The organism is Geodermatophilus sp. SYSU D01180 (genome assembly GCF_054050415.1).
The window spans coordinates 133,311-150,233 of the sequence record NZ_JBJGZH010000001.1; the positions used below are offsets into that span (position 1 = coordinate 133,311).

Here is a 16,923-nt window from a genome sequence, read left to right on the forward strand (position 1 = left end):
ACACAGGAGGCGAGCCCTCGTGGCCGACCAGGACAGCGACACCCCGACCACCGACACCAGCGGGTCCGCGCCCGCCCTCCCGCCCGGCGACGCGCCGGTCGCGGAGGTGCTCAGCGGGGAGGCGGCGACCGGGGAGACCCCGGACGAGGAGCCGGCCGGGACCGCCGCGGCCGAGCCGCCGACGGAGCCCGGGCCCGCCCCGGAGCCCGAGGAGGACCCGGAGGACGAGCCGGACCGGTCGCCGTTCGGCGCCCAGTTCAGCTCGCCCGAGCCGACCGCGGTCATCGCCCGGCCCCGCCGCCGCGCCACCCGCCCGGCGGCCGCCCCCGAGCCCGCCGCGTGGACGCCGCCCCCGCCGGCCGCCGCCCCGGTGGCGCCGGCCTTCGTCAGCTTCGTGGCCCCCGAGGCCGAGGCGGCCCCGGCCCCGCGCCGGCGCAGCCGCCGGCCGCTGCCCGAGTCGCCCGACGTCGAGGACGTCGCGGCGCCGGCCGAGGACGACGAGGAGACCCCGGCGCCGCGCTCGCGCCGCAGCCGCTCGCGCCGCCGCGGCGGGGCCGCCGAGGAGCAGCCCGCCGACGAGCGGGCCGTCGTCGGGACCGCCGAGGACACCGACGAGGACACCGACGAGGCCGACACCGACGAGGCCGACCGCGACGAGGCCGACCGCGACGAGGCCGACCGCGAGGACGGCGACCGTGACGAGACCGCCGCCGGCAGCCGGCGGCGCCGCCGGGGCCGCCGCGGCCGCGGCCGGGGCCGCAGCGGGGACGACTCCGCGGACGCCGACGCCGACGCCGACGAGGACACCGCCGAGCGCGCCTCCGAGGACGAGGACGCCGAGGACGAGGACACCGACGCCGAGGCCGCCGAGGACGCCGAGGACGAGGGCGAGGGCGCCGAGGGCACGTCGACCACGCGCCGCCGCCGGCGTCGCCGCCGCCGCGGCGGGGACGGCGAGGCGTCCGCGGCCGAGGACGACGACGACCGCCCCGAGCGCGCCGGCCGCAACGGCCGCAGCACCAGCGACGACGACGTCCGCGGCGTCACCGGCTCCACCCGGCTGGAGGCCAAGCGCCAGCGCCGCCGCGAGGGCCGGGACAGCGGCCGCCGCCGCGCGCCGATCCTCACCGAGGCCGAGTTCCTCGCCCGCCGCGAGGCGGTGGAGCGCCGGATGGTCATCCGCCAGCGCGGCGAGCGCACCCAGATCGCCGTCCTCGAGGACGGCGTGCTGGTCGAGCACTACGTCACCCAGGCGCAGGCGACGTCGTTCGCCGGGAACGTCTACCTCGGCCGGGTGCAGAACGTGCTGCCCAGCATGGAGGCGGCGTTCGTCGACATCGGCAAGGGCCGCAACGCCGTCCTGTACGCCGGTGAGGTCAACTGGGACGCGGCCGGGCTCAGCGGCAAGCAGCGCTCGATCGAGCAGGCGCTCAAGTCCGGCGACAAGGTGCTGGTGCAGGTCACCAAGGACCCGATCGGCCACAAGGGCGCCCGGCTGACCCAGCAGGTCAACCTGCCCGGCCGGTTCCTGGTCTACGTGCCCGGCGGGTCGATGACCGGCATCAGCCGCAAGCTGCCCGACACCGAGCGGCAGCGCCTGAAGGACGTCCTCAAGAAGATCGTCCCCGACGACGCCGGCGTGATCATCCGGACGGCCGCGGAGGGCGCCTCGGAGGAGGAACTCACCCGCGACGTCGCCCGGCTGCAGGCGCAGTGGGAGGTCATCAGGCAGAAGTCGGAGTCCTCGAACAACGCCCCGACGCTGCTCTACGGCGAGCCCGACCTGGCCATCCGGGTCATCCGCGACGTCTTCAACGAGGACTTCAGCGAGCTCGTCGTCCAGGGCGACGAGGCGTGGGACACCGTCGAGGCCTACGTCGCGCACGTCTCCCCGGAGCTCACCGGGCGGCTGACCCGGCACACCGGCGAGGGCGACGTCTTCCGCGACCTGCGCATCGACGAGCAGCTGGCCAAGGCACTGGACCGCAAGGTGTGGCTGCCCTCGGGCGGCTCGCTGGTCATCGACCGCACGGAGGCGATGACGGTCATCGACGTCAACACCGGCAAGTTCACCGGGTCCGGCGGCAACCTCGAGCAGACCGTCACGCGCAACAACATGGAGGCGGCCGAGGAGATCGTCCGCCAGCTCCGGCTGCGCGACGTCGGCGGCATCATCGTCATCGACTTCATCGACATGGTGCTGGAGAGCAACCGCGACCTGGTGCTGCGGCGGCTGACCGAGTGCCTCGGCCGCGACCGCACCAAGCACCAGGTCGCCGAGGTGACCTCGCTGGGCCTGGTGCAGATGACCCGCAAGCGCGTGGGTCAGGGCCTGCTCGAGGTGTTCTCCGAGCCGTGCGAGCACTGCCGCGGCCGCGGCGTCCTCGTGCACACCGACCCGGTCGACGACCGCCGTCGCGGTGGCAACGGCTCCGGCGGGCACGGCCAGGGCTCCGGCAACGGCGGCCGGCGCGACCAGGGCGGCCGCAAGGACGCCGAGCGCACCGAGCGGAAGGACGCCGAGCGCAGGGACGCCGAGCGCAAGGACGCCGAGCGGACCGAGGCCGAGGCCGCGGCGCCCGAGACCGGGCCCGACACCGCCGGGAACGGCGAGGGTCAGCGGTCCGGCGGCGGGCGACGCAACCGGGGACGGCGCAACCGCGGCCAGGCCGGTGAGGAGCGCGCCGCCGAGGACGCCGCGGTGCTCGCCGCCGCCTCCGGCGAGGACCAGTCCGACGCCGGGACCGCCGACGCGGAGACCTCCGGGGAGGCCGTCGTGGAGGAGGCCCCCGAGGTCGAGGTCACGGCCGCCGTCGGCGCCGAGGTGCCGGGCGCAGAGGTGACCGGGCCGGAGGAGACCGCCGAGCCCGGGGCCGCCGAGCCCGGGGCCACCGAGCCCGAGGATGCGGAGCCGGAGGATGCGGAGCCGGAGGACGCGGAGCCGGAGGACGCGGGGGAGCCCCCGCAGGCCGACCCGGGCCTGCTGGTCACCGACGCCGCCGTCCCGGCGGACGCCGCCTCCGCGGAGCCACAGGGCCCGGGCGAGGAGGAGGAGGCGGTCCCCGCGGGCGCCGGCCCCGACGACCCGGCCCCAGGCGCGGACCCGCAGGCGCCCGACGAGCAGGCACCGGCCGCGGAGACCCCCGCGGCCGAGGCCCAGCCGCCGGTGGCCGACGACGGCACCGGTGCCGCGGTGGGCGGGGCCCGGCCGCGCCGGCGTCGCGCCGCCAGCCGCCCGGCCGGGCCGCCGGCCAGTTAGACCCTCCGGGCAGCCGGGGCCGCGTTCGACCCGGTCCCGGCTGCTCGGGTACGCTGGTCGGGTTGCACCGCCCCGGACCGGGTCTCCCGGTCCCGCGCAGGCGGAGCGGCCCGTCCAGCACCCGGCGCCCGCGCCGGGGTGCGCGCAGGACGCAGCGCGGGACAGACAGCAGCGATCGAGGAGTTCAGTGGTGTACGCAGTCGTGAAGGCCGGGGGCCGGCAGCACAAGGTGGCCGTGGGCGACCGGTTCACGGTCAACCGTCTCGCGGGTGAGGCGGGCGACACCGTCACCCTCCCGGCCCTGCTCCTGGTCGACGGCGAGACCGTCACCAGTGACGCGCAGGCGCTGGCCGGGGTGACCGTGACCGGCGAGATCGTCGGCCACGGCAAGGGCCCGAAGATCCGCATCCACAAGTTCAAGAACAAGACGGGCTACCACAAGCGTCAGGGCCACCGTCAGCCGCTGACCGACGTGGTCGTCCGCGACATCACGAAGGGCTGACGACGACATGGCACACAAGAAGGGCGCCTCGTCCTCCCGCAACGGCCGCGACTCGAACGCCCAGCGCCTCGGCGTCAAGCGCTTCGGCGGCCAGGTCGTCAAGGCCGGCGAGATCATCGTGCGCCAGCGCGGCACCCACTTCCACCCGGGCCTGGGCGTCGGCCGCGGCGGCGACGACACGCTGTTCGCGCTGACCCCCGGTGCGGTCACCTTCGGCACCAGCCGGGGCCGCAAGACCGTCTCGATCACGACGGTCGACGCCTGAGCCTCGGGCTCGGACGCACCAGACACGTACCGCCACGAGCGCACGGGCCGGCCGGCCCGTGCGCTCGTCGGCGTTGAGCAGGCAGTGAGCAGGTAGAGCAGAGATGGCCGCGTTCGTCGACCGCGTCGTCGTGCACGTCGCCGCGGGCAACGGCGGTCACGGCGTCGCGTCCGTGCACCGCGAGAAGTACAAGCCCCTCGGTGGCCCCGACGGCGGCAACGGAGGGGACGGCGGCGACGTCGTCCTCGAGGTGGACCCCCAGGTCCACACGCTCCTCGACTTCCACCACCGCCCCCACCAGAAGGCCGGCAACGGCCGGCCCGGCGCCGGCAGCCACCGGCACGGCGCGCGCGGCGAGGACCGCGTGCTGCGCGTGCCCGAGGGCACCGTCGTCAGCGTCGGCGGCGAGGTGGTCGCCGACCTCATGGGTGCCGGCACCCGTGTCGTGCTCGCGCACGGCGGCAGGGGCGGGTTGGGCAACGCCGCGCTGGCCAACCCGCGGCGCAAGGCCCCCGGCTTCGCGCTGCTCGGGGAGCCGGGGGAGGGCTTCGACGCCGTCCTCGAGCTGAAGAGCGTCGCCGACGTCGGGCTGGTCGGGTTCCCCTCGGCGGGCAAGTCCTCGCTGATCGCGGCGATGTCCGCGGCCCGGCCCAAGATCGCCGACTACCCGTTCACCACGCTGGTGCCCAACCTCGGCGTCGTCCGCGCCGGCGACACGGTCTTCACGATGGCCGACGTGCCCGGGCTGATCCCGGGCGCGGCCACCGGCAAGGGCCTGGGCCTGCAGTTCCTCCGCCACGTCGAGCGCTGCGCGGTGCTCGTGCACGTGATCGACATGGCGACGCTCGAGCCCGGCCGCGACCCGGAGAGCGACATCGACGCCCTCACCGCGGAGCTCGCCGAGTACGGCGGCGACGAGCTGGACCTGGTCGGTCGGCTGCGGTTCGCCGTCCTCAACAAGATCGACGTGCCGGACGGCCGTGAGCTGGTCGACCTGGTCCGCCCGGCGCTGGAGGAGCGCGGGCTGCGGGTGTTCCCGGTCAGCGCCGCGACGGGGGAGGGGCTGCCCGAGCTCGGCTACGCGCTGGCGGCCGCCGTCGAGGAGCACCGCGCCGCGCTGCCGGCGCCCGAGCCCACCCGGGTCACGCTCACCCCGCGCGCCGTCGACGACTCCGGGTTCACCGTCGCCTTCGACGCCGAGGACGAGGCCTACGTCGTCCGCGGCGTGAAGCCCGAGCGCTGGGTGCGGCAGACCGACTTCACCAACGACGAGGCGGTCGGCTACCTCGCCGACCGGCTCAACCGCCTCGGTGTCGAGGACGAGCTGGTGAAGACGGGCGCGCAGGAGGGCGACACCGTCGTCATCGGCGACGTCGCGTTCGACTTCGCGCCCAGCCTGCCCGCCGGCACGCCGCTGGCCGAGGAGACCGCGGGCCTCGGCGGCCGCGGCACCGACAACCGCATCGACGCGCCGCACCGCGTGCGCGCGGCCGAGCGGCTGGCGGCGAAGAAGGCCCGCCGGGTGCCCTACGAGCTCACCGAGACCTGGACCGACGCCGACCTGCCCGAGGGGGACGAGTGACCGCCCGTCCGCAGGTCGCCGGCGCGCCCCGGGTCGTCGTCAAGGTCGGGTCCTCGTCGCTGACCACGCTGCCCGGCGGGCTGGACGCCGACCGGCTCGCCGCGCTGGTCGACGTCCTCGCCGCGGTGCGGGCGCAGGGCCGCGAGGTGGTGCTGGTGTCCTCCGGCGCGATCGCCGCGGGCCTGGCGCCGCTCGGCGTCGAGGGCCGGCCGCGGGACCTGGCGACGGCGCAGGCGGCGGCCAGCGTCGGCCAGCTGCGGCTGGTGCAGACCTACGCCGACGCCTTCGACCGGCACGGCGTCACCGTCGGGCAGGTGCTGCTGACCGCCGACGACCTCACCCGCCGCGGGCACTACCGCAACGCCCGGCAGACGCTGGAGCGGCTGCTCACCCTCGGCGTGATCCCGATCGTCAACGAGAACGACACCGTCGCCACCGACGAGATCCGCTTCGGTGACAACGACCGGCTCGCCGCCCTGGTGGCGCACGTGGCCGCCGCCGACGCGCTGGTGCTGCTGTCCGACGTCGACGGCGTCTACGACGGTGACCCGCGCACCGGCCCCGCGCAGCTGCTGGACACCGTCCGCGGCCCCGGCGACCTGGCCGCGGTCACCCTCGGCACCGCCCGGCGCAACGGCGTCGGCACCGGCGGCATGGCCACCAAGGTGGAGGCGGCGCTCATCGCCTCGGGCGCGGGCGTGCCGGTCGTGGTCACCTCGACGCCGCAGGCCGCGGCCGCGCTGGCCGGCGAGCGGGTCGGCACGCTGTTCGAGCCCTCCGGCCGCCGTCCCTCCGGCCGGCAGTTCTGGCTGCGCTACGCCAGCCGGCCCCGCGGGCGGCTGGTGCTCGACGACGGCGCGGTGCGCGCGGTCCGCGAGCGGCACGCCTCGCTGCTGGCCGCCGGGGTCACCGGCGTCGACGGCGACTTCCTGGCCGACGACCCGGTCGAGCTCGTGGGACCCGACGGCACCGTCGTCGCCCGCGGGCTGGTCGCCTACGACGCCCGGGAGCTGCCCGCGCTGCTCGGCCGCCGCACGACCGACCTCGACCCGGAGTACCGGCGCGAGGTGGTGCACCGCGACGAGATGGTGCTGGTCGGGCGGCCGCGGACGGCTGCGAGACTGCCCGGGTGACGATCCGCCCCATCCGCGAGCTCGGTGACCCCGTGCTCCGTACGCCCGCCGACGAGGTGCGGGCCTTCGACAGGGAACTGGCCGCCCTGGTCCGCGACCTCGAGGAGACCGTCGACCACCCCGGCCGCGCCGGGCTGGCCGCCCCGCAGATCGGGGTGAGCGCCCGGGTGTTCAGCTACAACGTCGACGGCGAGATCGGCCACCTGGTCAACCCGCGGGTCGTGGAGCTGTCGGAGGACACCCAGGACGGCGACGAGGGCTGCCTGTCCATCCCGGGGCTCTGGGCGCCCACGGTGCGGGCGATGTCCGCCGTCGTCGAGGGCTTCGACGTGCACGGGGAGCCGCTGCGGCTGTCGGGCATTGGGCTCATGGCCCGCTGCCTGCAGCACGAGGTGGACCACCTCGACGGCAAGGTGTTCCTCGACCGGCTCGCCGGCGAGGCCCGCAAGGCCGCCCTGCGCGCGCTGCGCGACCGCTGAGGGAGGCCGTACGGTCGGGTCCCGTGACCGACCTCGCCACCCGCGCCCGGACCCTGCTCGACCTGCACACCGCCCCGGAGATCCTCGTCCTCACCAACGTGTGGGACGTCGTCTCCGCGCAGGTGGTGGCCGCCACCGAGGGTGTGCGCGCCCTCGCCACCGCCAGCCACGGCATCGCCTCGACCTTCGGCTACGAGGACGGCGAGAACATCCCGCTCGACCTGCACCTGGACATGGTCGGGCGGATCGTCGCCGCCGTGGACCTGCCGGTGAGCATGGACATGGAGGCCGGCTACGGCGACGCCGGGGAGACCGCCCGCCGCGCCATCGAGAAGGGCGTCGTCGGCGGCAACCTCGAGGACCAGATGAAGCCGCTCGACGAGGCCGTGGCCGCTGTCGAGGCGGTGGTGCGCGCCGGGCGCGACGCCGGCATCGAGTTCGTGCTCAACGCCCGCACCGACACCTTCGTCCGCGCCGCCAGGGGTGCCGACCGCGGCGAGCTCGTCGCCGAGGCGATCCGCCGCGGGAAGGCCTACCTCGAGGCCGGCGCCCCGGTCGTGTTCGTGCCCGGGCTGATCAGGCGCGAGGAGATCGAGACGGTCGTCGAGGGTCTGGGCCGCGACAAGCTGACGCTGATCAGCGTGCCCGGCCGCTCGCTGCCGGCCCGCGAGATGCAGGAGCTCGGCGTCGCCCGCGTCTCCACCGGCCCGTTCACGCAGCGGGTCGCGCTGACCGCGCTGCAGGACGCCGTCGTCGACATGGTCGGCGGCGGCGTCCTGCCGCCCGGCACCCGCGCCCTCAACTGAACCGGCGCGTCACCGGGCTGCCACGCCGGCGGGGACGACCGCCCTGCCGGCCGGGACCACCAGGCCGCGGACGTCGAAGCGGGTCACGAGCTCGGGCGGGTGCGGCCGCCCGGCCAGGACCTCGTCGACCAGCGGTCCGATGACCTCCCGGCCGTAGCGGTCGTACTGCTCGCGGGAGTCCCACACCTCGACCACCCGCAACCCGTCGGCGGTCGGCCAGGTCAGGTGCACCAGCCGGCCCGCGAAGGCCCCGCCGGTGCGCTCCAGCACCAGCCGGTGCACGGTGTCGTAGAGCTCCACCAGGTCGTACGGCTGCTCCACCGGTGCGGACACGTCCTCGAACACCGCCCACATCACCTCGTCCCCCTCTCCGACGAGAGCGACGTCAGACCGCGACGCCGGCCCGCGGCAGCACCAGGCCGCGGACCTCGAACTCCGTGTCCACCGAGGCAGGGGGCGCCTGGCCCCGCAGGACCTCGGCGAACACCGGCCCGACCACCTCCCGGTTGCCGCGCTCGTAGTCCTCGCGCGACTCCCACACCCCGATCACCTGGAACCCGTCCGCGGTGGGACGGGCCAGGTGCAGCAGGAGCCCGTCGAGGGCCGGGCCGATCTGCTCGATCCGCTCGAGCATCGCCGCGTGCACCGCGTCGTAGAGCTCGACCGGTGCGGACACGTCCGTGATCACACCCAGGGTCATGTCGTCCTCCTCGCGTCCTCCCGGCGGCCGTCCGCCGCCGGCAGCCGTTGCACGCCCTCGCCGGAGAGCCGGTCCACCGTGGCGGTGCGCCCGGTGACCAGAAGCAGGAGGTCACCGGTCGTGCCCTCGACGGGGGCGCCCTCGCCCAGCACGAGGTCGCTGTCGGTGGCCCGAAGCTGCAGGCCGGCCAGCCGCTTCCGCGCCCGGAACGGGAAGTACAGGTCCCAGCCCCGCTGCGCCGCCACCGCCGCGGGGACCGGCGGGATCGGCCGCTCACGGCCCAGCGGGACGGCGATGTCCTGCCCGTGCACGAGGACGTCGAGGAGCGGCTCGATCGGGGAGATGAACGGCGCCCGCCGCCGCGAGCCGACCATCGCCCGGATCCGCCGGCCGTACTCGTCGTCGGGCAGCGGGCCGACGCGCAGGGCGGTGTCGCGGATGATCCTGTTGAAGCCGAAGCCCGCCCGGACCGCGGCGACCGTCATGGGCCAGGGGCCCATCTGCGCCAGCGTCAGGTGCGCCGCGACGTCGCGCACCCGCCACGCGTCGCACAGGGACGGGGTCTCCCACTCGGCCGGCGACAGGTCGTCGAGCAGGTCGGCCAGGCTCGCCCGCTGGGAGTCGGTCCAGCGCCACACGTCGTCGAGGTCCACGACGACCTCCCCCGGTGTTGGTAAGATGGTCTGACCATTCAGTCAGATCATCTGACCAATGTCAAGGGGCGGCGTGAGCGTTCGCGACGAGGTCCGGCAGGGCGGGGAGCGCCGGGACCACGAGGAGCAGGGGCACCAGAACCTGGCCCTGCTGTGCTTCTACCCGCACCGGGCGATGGAGGCCCGGCTGCTCGCGACGCTGGCGGCCGAGGGGCACGACGACATCACGCTCGCCCAGGGCCGCATCGCCGCCCGGATCGGCCCCGCCGGCACCCGGCTGACCGATCTCGCCGCGCAGGCGCTGGTGACCAAGCAGACCGCCGGCCACCTGGTCGACCAGCTCGAGCGGGCCGGCTACGTGCGCCGCGTGCCGGACCCCACCGACGCCCGCGCCCGGCTGGTGCAGATCGCCGAGCGGGGTCAGGAGCTGGTGGCGCTCGCTCGCCGGGTCGAGGCCGAGGTCGAGGCCGAGTGGACGGCGTACCTGGGGGAGGAGACCACGGCCCAGCTGCGGGCGGCGCTCACCCGGCTGCGCGAGGTGACCGACCCCTACCGCTGAGCGGCGGTGCAGCTGCCGCAGGTCCCGAAGACCTCCAGCTGGTGCTGCACGTCGGCGAAGCCGTGCTCGGCGGCGACCCTCGCGGCCCAGCGCTCCACCGGCGGGTCGGCGACCTCCACGGTGGTCCCGCACGAGCGGCAGACCAGGTGGTGGTGGTGCACCGGCGAGCAGCGCCGGTAGGCGGCCTCGCCGTCCTCACCGCGCAGCACGTCGACCAGGCCGTCGTCGACCAGCGCCTGCAGGGCCCGGTACACGGTGGCCAGGCCGACCGCGTCGCCGCGCTCGCGCAGCAGGGCGTGCAGGTCCTGGGCGGTGCGGAACCCGTCGAGCTCCTCGAGCAGGGCCATGACCGCGGTCCGCTGGCGCGTCTGGCGGCGGACCGGGACCTCGGGTGCGCTCACGGCCGCTCCGTCCCGACCGGCGGCGGGGCGGCGTGCTCGGTGTGCTCGTCGTAGTGCACGCCCGTGCCGGTGCGGTGCGGCGCGTGCAGGTGCCCGTCGTGGTCGTAGTCGACGTGGTCGCCGTGCGGCACGGGGCGGTGCCCGCAGCCGTCGCCGTGCTCGTGCGGGTGCGCGGCGTGCACCTGCACCCGCCGCCCGTGCCGGCGCCGCGCCGTCGCCTCGCGCAGCGCCACGACCACCGTGACCAGCAGGAACAGGGCGATGGCCAGCAGCACGATCGTGCCGCCGGAGGGGGTGCCGGTCCAGTACGACGCCGCCGTCCCCGCGACGCTGACCACGACGCCGATCGCGCAGGCCAGGTACAGGGTGGCGCGGAAGCTGCGCCCGACCAGCTGGGCGACCGCGCTGGGCAGGATCATCAGCGCGCTGATCAGCAGCAGGCCGACCACGCGCATCGACAGCACGACGGTCGAGGCGACCAGCACGGCCAGCGCCACGTTGAGCGGCAGCACCGGGAGGCCGACCGCGCGGGCGTACTCCTCGTCGTCGCTGACCGCGTACAGCCGCTGGCCGAGCAGCCACACGACCGCGAGGACGACGACGGTGATGACGGCGAAGACGGCGACGTCGGCGACGGTCGTCGTGGTGATCGCGCCGAACAGGTAGGCGTCGAGGTTGGTGGCCTGCCCGCGCGGCGCCAGCGACAGCAGCACCACGCCGCCGGCGATGCCGCCGTAGAACAGCACCGCGAGGGCGACGTCGCCGCTGGTCCGCCCGCGCGCGCGGACCAGCTCGATGAGCACCGCGCCCAGCACGGCGGCGACCAGCGCCGTCCCCACCGGCGCGGTGGAGGTGAGCACCCCGATGCCGACGCCGGTCAGCGCGACGTGCCCCAGGCCGTCGCCGAGCAGCGACAGCCGGCGCTGCACCAGGAAGACGCCGACGGCGGGCGCGACCAGGCCGACCATCAGCGAGGCCAGCAGCGCCCGCTGCATGAACCCGTACTCGAGCAGCTCCACGTCAGCGGCTCCCGTCGCGCACGCGGACGGCGTCCGGCGCCGGCCGCGGCTGGTCCAGGCGGTAGCCGCGCGCCGCCGGCTCGGCGGCCTCCTCGGGGTGGTGGCAGTCCGGACCGGCGGGCCCGGCGCCGGCCAGCGGCCCGTCGTAGGTGAGCCGGCCGGAGTCGACGACGACCGCGCGCGAGAGCACGCCCGCGAGCGGGCCGGTCTCGTGGGTCACGACGACGAGGGTCGTCCCGGCGGCCGCGACGCGGGCCAGCACCGCGGCCAGCGCGGCCTGGCTGGCGGCGTCGACGCCGGCGGTCGGCTCGTCCATGACCAGCAGCTCCGGCTCGGCGGCCAGGGCCCGGGCCACCAGCACCCGGCGCTGCTGCCCGCCGGAGAGGGAGGCGACCGGGTCCTCGAGTCGGTCGGCGAGGCCCACGGCGTCGACCGCCTCGGCGACGGCGGCCCGGTCGCGCGGGCCGAGCCGGCGGAACAGACCCAGCCGCGGCAGCCGGCCGACGCCGACCACCTCGCGCACCGTGGCCGGCATCGCGCCGCTGACGGTGTGCCGCTGCGGGACGTAGCCCACGCGCCCGCGCTCGCGCAGCCGGCCGACCGGGGCGCCGAGCACCTCGACGGTGCCGCCGAGGACGGTGGCCAGGCCCAGCACGCCCCGCATGAGGGTGGTCTTGCCCGAGCCGTTGGAGCCGAGGACCGCCACGGCCTCGCCGCGCCGGACGGTCAGGCCGGCGTCGCGGACGATGGCCACGTCGCCGTAGCCGATCGTGGCGCCGGCCAGCCGGAGCGCGGCGTCGTTCATGCGCAGCCCTGTCCCTCCTGCAGCGTGGCGAGGTCCGCGCGCATGACCGCGAGGTAGTCGTCCCCGGCCGACTCGTCGGTGAGGCCCTCGATCGGGTCGAGGACGGCGGTTCGCACACCGGCCTCCTCGGCGACGGTCTCGGCCACGGCGGGGTCGACGAGGGTCTCGGTGTAGACGGTCGTCACCCCGCGCTCCCGGACCAGCGTAGAGATCTCGGCCAGCTGCGCCGGGCTGGGCTCGGTCGACGGGCTCAGCCCGCTGACGCCGACCACGTCGAGGCCGTACCGCTCGCCGAGGTAGCCGAACGCGTCGTGCGCGGTGACCAGCGTGGTCACCGCGCAGTCCGCCAGACCCTGCTCCATCTCGGCGTCGAGCGACTCCAGGTCGGTGCGCAGCGCCGCGGCGTTCTCGCGGTAGGTGTCCGCGCCGTCGGGGTCCACCTCGGCCAGCCGGTCGGCCAGGGCGTCGCCGACGTCGGCCAGCCGGGTGGGGTCGAGCCAGAAGTGCGGGTCGACGGCCTCGCCTCCGTGCTCGGCGTGCTCCCCCTCGCTCTCGCCCCCGTGGTCGTGCTCCTCGGCGGTCAGCGACAGGTCGGCGGCCTCGCCGGCGTCCCAGGCGGCGTCCCCGGCCTCGCCGACGGCCTCGTCGAGGCCGGGCTGGAAGCCGGCGAGGTAGACGACGAGGTCGGCCTCCGTCAGTGACGCGACGTCCTGCGGGGTGAGCTCCAGGTCGTGCGGCTCGGCGCCCGGCGGGGTGAGCGACTCGACGTCGACGCGGTCGCCGCCGACCCGCTCGGCCGCCCACTGCAGGGGGTAGAAGGCGGCCTCGACCGAGACGCCGTCCGCGGCCGCGGCCGCGTCGTCCCCGGCGGAGCCGCACGCGGCGAGCAGCAGGGCGGTGGCGGCGGCGGTGGTCGCGGCGAGGACGCGCGTCGTCGTGGTCATGAGAACCATTCTCACACAGCGGCGGAGGTGCCTGACCGGAGGAGGCGGCGCGTACCCTGCGGGGCGTGTCCGACGCCGCCGACCTGCCGTTGATCGGGGCCGCCGCGCTGCGCGCCCGCACCGCGTCCCGCGACCTGCGCATCCTCCCGACCGACGTCAAGGACGCCGCGCTCACCGCGATGGCCGAGGCGCTGGTCGAGCGGACCGACGAGGTGCTGGCCGCCAACGCCCAGGACGTCGCGGCCGCCGAGGCCGACGGCACGCCGGCGTCGGTGCTCGACCGGCTGCGGCTGGACGCCGGGCGGGTGGCCGGCGTGGCCGCCGCCCTGCGCGAGCTGGTCGCCCTGCCCGACCCGGTCGGCGACGTCGTCCGCGGCTCGCGGCTGCCCAACGGGCTGGAGCTGCGGCAGGTCCGGGTGCCCTTCGGCGTGGTCGGCATCGTCTACGAGGCCCGCCCGAACGTGACCGTCGACGCCGCCGGCCTGTGCCTCAAGAGCGGCAACGCGGCGCTGCTGCGCGGGTCGGCCTCGGCGTACCGCACCAACCTCGCGCTGGTCACCGTGCTCATGGAGGCCGGGCAGAAGGCCGGGCTGCCCGAGGGCTCGGTCGAGCTGCTGCCGGCCGACCGCGCCTCGGTGGGTGAGCTGCTGTCCGCGCGCGGGCACGTCGACCTCGTCATCCCGCGCGGCGGCGCCTCGCTCATCCAGCGGGTGGTCCGCGAGGCGCAGGTCCCGGTGATCGAGACCGGCGTCGGCAACTGCCACGTCTACGTCGACGCCTCCGCCGACCCGGCGATGGCCGAGGCGATCGTGCTCAACTCCAAGACCCACCGGGTGAGCGTCTGCAACTCCGCGGAGACGCTGCTCGTGCACCGCGACGTGCCGTTCCTCCCGCGCCTGCTCGCCGCCCTCGCCGACGCCGGCGTGACCCTGCACGGCGACGACGCCGCCCGCGCCGCCCACGACGCCGTCGTCCCGGCCACCGACGAGGACTGGGCCACCGAGTACCTGTCGATGGACATGGCGGTGCGCGTCGTCGACGACCTGCCCCAGGCGCTGGAGCACGTCGCGCGCTGGGGGAGCGGGCACAGCGAGGCGATCGTCGCCGACTCCGCGGCGGCCATCGCCGCGTTCACCGCCGGGGTCGACGCCGCCGCCGTCCTGGTCAACGCCTCGACCCGGTTCACCGACGGCGGCGAGTTCGGCTTCGGCGCCGAGATCGGCATCTCCACGCAGAAGCTGCACGCGCGCGGGCCGCTGGGCCTGCCCGAGCTGACCAGCACCACCTACGTCGTCACCGGGAACGGCCACACCCGCTGATCCCGGCCCCGGACCCGAGGAGCCGCATGCCCCGCCCGCCGACCCAGTCGCCGCAGTTCTCCTCGGTGGCCGACGTGAGCAAGCGGCTGTCCACCGCCGGGTACCTGCCCGACGCGCAGATCGCGACGACGGTCTTCCTCGCCGACCGGCTGGGCAAGCCGCTGCTGGTCGAGGGCCCGGCGGGCACCGGCAAGACCGAGCTGGCCAAGGCGCTGGCCGCGGCCACCGGCTCGGAGCTGATCCGGCTGCAGTGCTACGAGGGCCTGGACGAGGCGCGGGCGCTGTACGAGTGGAACTACAAGAAGCAGCTGCTGCGGATCCAGGCGGCGCAGGGCGGGGACGGCGCGGACTGGGACACCGTCCACGACGACATCTTCGGCGAGGAGTTCCTGCTCTCCCGGCCGCTGCTGACCGCGATCCGGCGCACGGAGCCGACCGTGCTGCTCATCGACGAGACCGACAAGGCCGACGTCGAGGTCGAGGGCCTGCTGCTGGAGGTGCTCAGCGACTTCCAGGTGACGATCCCCGAGCTCGGCACGGTGACCGCGACCCGCCGGCCGACCGTCGTCCTCACCTCCAACGCCACCCGCGAGCTGTCCGAGGCGCTCAAGCGGCGCTGCCTGTACCTCTCGCTGGACTACCCCTCCGCCGAGCGGGAGCGGGAGATCGTGCTCTCCCGGGTGCCCGACCTCGCGCCGGGGCTGGCCGAGCAGCTGGTGCGCACCATCCGGGCGCTGCGGGCGATGGAGCTGAAGAAGTCGCCGTCGATCTCCGAGACCCTCGACTGGGCGCAGACGCTGCTCGAGCTCGGCCTGGACACCCTCGACGAGACGACGGTGCGCTCGACGCTCGGCGTGGTGCTCAAGCACGCCAGCGACCAGGACCGCGCCGCCGCCGAGCTGCGGCTCAACTGATGTCCGCGCCGTCGGTGTCCCCCGGGGGGCTGGCCGGTCACCTCGACGGCTTCGTGCGGGCGGTGCGGGAGGCCGGCATCCCGGTCGGGATCAGCCAGGCCGTCGACGCCGCGGAGATCCTCACCGTCGTCGACCTGCTCGACCGCGAGCAGCTGCGGCACGGCCTGGCGGCGGTGCTGCTGCAGCGCGCCTCGCAGCGCCCGGCCTACGACGTGCTGTTCGACCTGTGGTGGCCGCTGTCGGACCGGCCCGCCCCCGGCTCCGCCGGCGACGACGCGGACCCCGCCGACGGCGAGCCGGAGGCCGGCGACGGCTCGACCCTGGACCTGCCCGACGGGCACGGCGACGGCGACGAGCGCGACCTCGCCCAGCGGATGCGCGAGCAGCTGGCCCGGCTGCTGCTCGAGGGCGACGACGAGGCGCTGCGCCGGTTCGCCCGCCAGGCGGTCGAGCAGCTCGGGCGGGCGCCGGCGTCGCCGTCGGGGCAGTCCTACTTCGGCTACCGGGTGATGCGCGCGCTGTCGCCGGACACCCTGGTCACGCAGCTGCTGGCCGGGCTGCTCGGCGACGGCGGCCGCGGCGGGCTGGCCGAGCAGGTGGCCCGGCAGACCGTCCGCGAGCGGCTGACCGCCTTCCGCACCGCCGTCGACGCCGAGGTGCGCCGCCGGGCCGCGGCCGACCGCGGGCGCGACCGGGTGGCCAAGAGCGCGGTGCGGCCGCTGGCCGAGCAGGTCGACTTCCTGCGCGCCCAGCAGTCCGACCTCGCCGAGCTGCGGCGGGCGGTGGCGCCGCTGGCCCGCCGGCTCGCGGTGCGGCTGTCGGCGCGGCGGCGGATGGGCCGCCAGGGCCGGCTGGACTTCCGCAAGACGGTGCGCGCCTCGCTCGGCACCGGCGGGGTGCCCGTGGTCACCCACCACCGGCCGCGCAAGGTGCACAAGCCCGAGCTGGTCGTGCTCTGCGACGTCAGCGGCTCGGTGGCCGGGTTCAGCCACTTCACGCTGATGCTCACCCAGGCGCTGCGCGAGCACTTCTCCGGCGTCCGCGCGTTCGCCTTCGTCGACTCCACCGACGAGGTGACCCGGTTCTTCCGGCCCGGCGCGGACGTGGCCGGCGCGGTCGCGCGGATCGGCCGCGAGGCCGACGTCGTCGCCTTCGACGGGCACAGCGACTACGGCAACGCCCTCGAGGTGTTCGCCGACCGCTGGCCCACCGCCGTCGGGCCGAAGACCTCGCTGCTCGTGCTCGGTGACGGGCGGACCAACTACCGCCAGCCCGGCCTGCCGGTGCTCGCCGACCTGGTCCGCCGCGCCCGCTCGGCGCACTGGCTCAACCCCGAGCCGCGGCGGCTGTGGGGGAGCGGCGACTCCGCCGCCGACCGCTACGGCGATGTCATCGACATGGTCGAGTGCCGCAACGCCACCCAGCTGGCGGAGTTCGTCACCACGCTCTGACACCATCCGGTCACGGCGACACGCCCGGGGGACCCCCTTCCGAGACCCGTCGTAACCGGTGGCCCCGTGGGCCGTTGGTCAGCGCGGGCACCGACACGCGACACGGTGTCCGGTCCGTGCTCCCGTCGTCGC

General features: G+C 75.9%; 18 protein-coding genes. 11 read left to right on the top strand and 7 right to left on the bottom strand.

Going from position 1 to position 16,923, the window contains the following annotated elements:
• The first annotated feature begins 19 nt into the window (after positions 1-19).
• From ACI8AA_RS00650 to ACI8AA_RS00680, 7 genes are all read left to right on the top strand, one after another.
• Positions 20-3,259: an Rne/Rng family ribonuclease gene (locus ACI8AA_RS00650; protein WP_457042590.1), complete on the top strand. Its 3,240-nt coding sequence runs from the start codon at positions 20-22 to the stop codon at positions 3,257-3,259.
• Positions 3,260-3,449: 190 nt separating this feature from the next.
• Entirely contained in the window at positions 3,450-3,761 is a 312-nt protein-coding gene (gene rplU / locus ACI8AA_RS00655) for a 50S ribosomal protein L21 (RefSeq protein ID WP_110007164.1), read from the top strand.
• A gap of 7 nt (positions 3,762-3,768) precedes the next feature.
• Positions 3,769-4,026: a 50S ribosomal protein L27 gene (gene rpmA / locus ACI8AA_RS00660; RefSeq protein WP_073419148.1), complete on the top strand. Its 258-nt coding sequence runs from the start codon at positions 3,769-3,771 to the stop codon at positions 4,024-4,026.
• A 103-nt stretch (positions 4,027-4,129) separates the two neighbouring features.
• The gene (gene obgE / locus ACI8AA_RS00665) at positions 4,130-5,608 is read left to right on the top strand and encodes a GTPase ObgE (protein ID WP_457042591.1); all 1,479 of its coding nucleotides are present in this window, start codon (positions 4,130-4,132) and stop codon (positions 5,606-5,608) included.
• Complete coding sequence (gene proB, locus ACI8AA_RS00670; RefSeq protein ID WP_456948495.1) at positions 5,605-6,741, top strand: glutamate 5-kinase; 1,137 nt, start codon at positions 5,605-5,607, stop codon at positions 6,739-6,741. The genes obgE and proB overlap by 4 nt, the downstream gene beginning before the upstream one ends.
• Positions 6,738-7,220 (top strand): peptide deformylase, encoded by a 483-nt coding sequence (def, locus tag ACI8AA_RS00675; RefSeq protein ID WP_457042592.1) that lies wholly within the window; start codon positions 6,738-6,740, stop codon positions 7,218-7,220. The genes proB and def overlap by 4 nt, the downstream gene beginning before the upstream one ends.
• Before the next feature lie 23 nt (positions 7,221-7,243).
• Entirely contained in the window at positions 7,244-8,026 is a 783-nt protein-coding gene (locus tag ACI8AA_RS00680) for an isocitrate lyase/PEP mutase family protein (protein ID WP_457042593.1), read from the top strand.
• 9 nt (positions 8,027-8,035) lie between these two features.
• On the opposite strand, the gene ACI8AA_RS00685 is transcribed toward ACI8AA_RS00680, so the two are convergent.
• The 3 genes from ACI8AA_RS00685 to ACI8AA_RS00695 are packed head-to-tail and all read right to left on the bottom strand — an operon-like array spanning position 8,036 to position 9,379.
• Positions 8,036-8,371: a hypothetical protein gene (locus ACI8AA_RS00685; protein ID WP_457042594.1), complete on the bottom strand. Its 336-nt coding sequence runs from the start codon at positions 8,369-8,371 to the stop codon at positions 8,036-8,038.
• A gap of 40 nt (positions 8,372-8,411) precedes the next feature.
• Positions 8,412-8,726, bottom strand: a complete 315-nt coding sequence (locus ACI8AA_RS00690; protein ID WP_110007157.1) for a hypothetical protein — start codon at positions 8,724-8,726, stop codon at positions 8,412-8,414.
• Positions 8,723-9,379, bottom strand: a complete 657-nt coding sequence (locus ACI8AA_RS00695) for a maleylpyruvate isomerase family mycothiol-dependent enzyme (protein WP_457042595.1) — start codon at positions 9,377-9,379, stop codon at positions 8,723-8,725. The genes ACI8AA_RS00690 and ACI8AA_RS00695 overlap by 4 nt, the downstream gene beginning before the upstream one ends.
• Before the next feature lie 73 nt (positions 9,380-9,452).
• Here ACI8AA_RS00695 and ACI8AA_RS00700 point away from each other — a divergent pair, with 73 nt between their 5' ends.
• Positions 9,453-9,938, top strand: a complete 486-nt coding sequence (locus ACI8AA_RS00700) for a MarR family winged helix-turn-helix transcriptional regulator (protein ID WP_457042596.1) — start codon at positions 9,453-9,455, stop codon at positions 9,936-9,938.
• On the opposite strand, the gene ACI8AA_RS00705 is transcribed toward ACI8AA_RS00700, so the two are convergent.
• The 4 genes from ACI8AA_RS00705 to ACI8AA_RS00720 are packed head-to-tail and all read right to left on the bottom strand — an operon-like array spanning position 9,929 to position 13,107.
• Positions 9,929-10,339: a Fur family transcriptional regulator gene (locus ACI8AA_RS00705; protein WP_387985374.1), complete on the bottom strand. Its 411-nt coding sequence runs from the start codon at positions 10,337-10,339 to the stop codon at positions 9,929-9,931. The genes ACI8AA_RS00700 and ACI8AA_RS00705 overlap by 10 nt on opposite strands.
• Positions 10,336-11,358 carry an iron chelate uptake ABC transporter family permease subunit gene (locus tag ACI8AA_RS00710; RefSeq protein ID WP_457042597.1) on the bottom strand — a complete coding sequence of 341 codons (1,023 nt, stop codon included), beginning with the start codon at positions 11,356-11,358 and terminating at the stop codon, positions 10,336-10,338. Before ACI8AA_RS00710 ends, ACI8AA_RS00705 begins: the two co-directional genes overlap by 4 nt.
• 1 nt (position 11,359) lies before the next feature.
• Entirely contained in the window at positions 11,360-12,163 is an 804-nt protein-coding gene (locus ACI8AA_RS00715) for a metal ABC transporter ATP-binding protein (protein WP_456927074.1), read from the bottom strand.
• Complete coding sequence (locus ACI8AA_RS00720; RefSeq protein WP_457042598.1) at positions 12,160-13,107, bottom strand: metal ABC transporter substrate-binding protein; 948 nt, start codon at positions 13,105-13,107, stop codon at positions 12,160-12,162. Before ACI8AA_RS00720 ends, ACI8AA_RS00715 begins: the two co-directional genes overlap by 4 nt.
• 65 nt (positions 13,108-13,172) lie before the next feature.
• Between ACI8AA_RS00720 and ACI8AA_RS00725 the strand changes: the two genes are divergently transcribed.
• The 3 genes from ACI8AA_RS00725 to ACI8AA_RS00735 are packed head-to-tail and all read left to right on the top strand — an operon-like array spanning position 13,173 to position 16,791.
• Complete coding sequence (locus ACI8AA_RS00725; RefSeq protein ID WP_457042599.1) at positions 13,173-14,426, top strand: glutamate-5-semialdehyde dehydrogenase; 1,254 nt, start codon at positions 13,173-13,175, stop codon at positions 14,424-14,426.
• Between the two features lie 26 nt (positions 14,427-14,452).
• Positions 14,453-15,340: an AAA family ATPase gene (locus ACI8AA_RS00730; RefSeq protein WP_457042600.1), complete on the top strand. Its 888-nt coding sequence runs from the start codon at positions 14,453-14,455 to the stop codon at positions 15,338-15,340.
• On the top strand, positions 15,340-16,791 hold the full coding sequence (locus ACI8AA_RS00735; protein ID WP_457042601.1) for a vWA domain-containing protein: 1,452 nt from the start codon (positions 15,340-15,342) through the stop codon (positions 16,789-16,791). The genes ACI8AA_RS00730 and ACI8AA_RS00735 overlap by 1 nt, the downstream gene beginning before the upstream one ends.
• Positions 16,792-16,923: the final 132 nt, after the last annotated feature.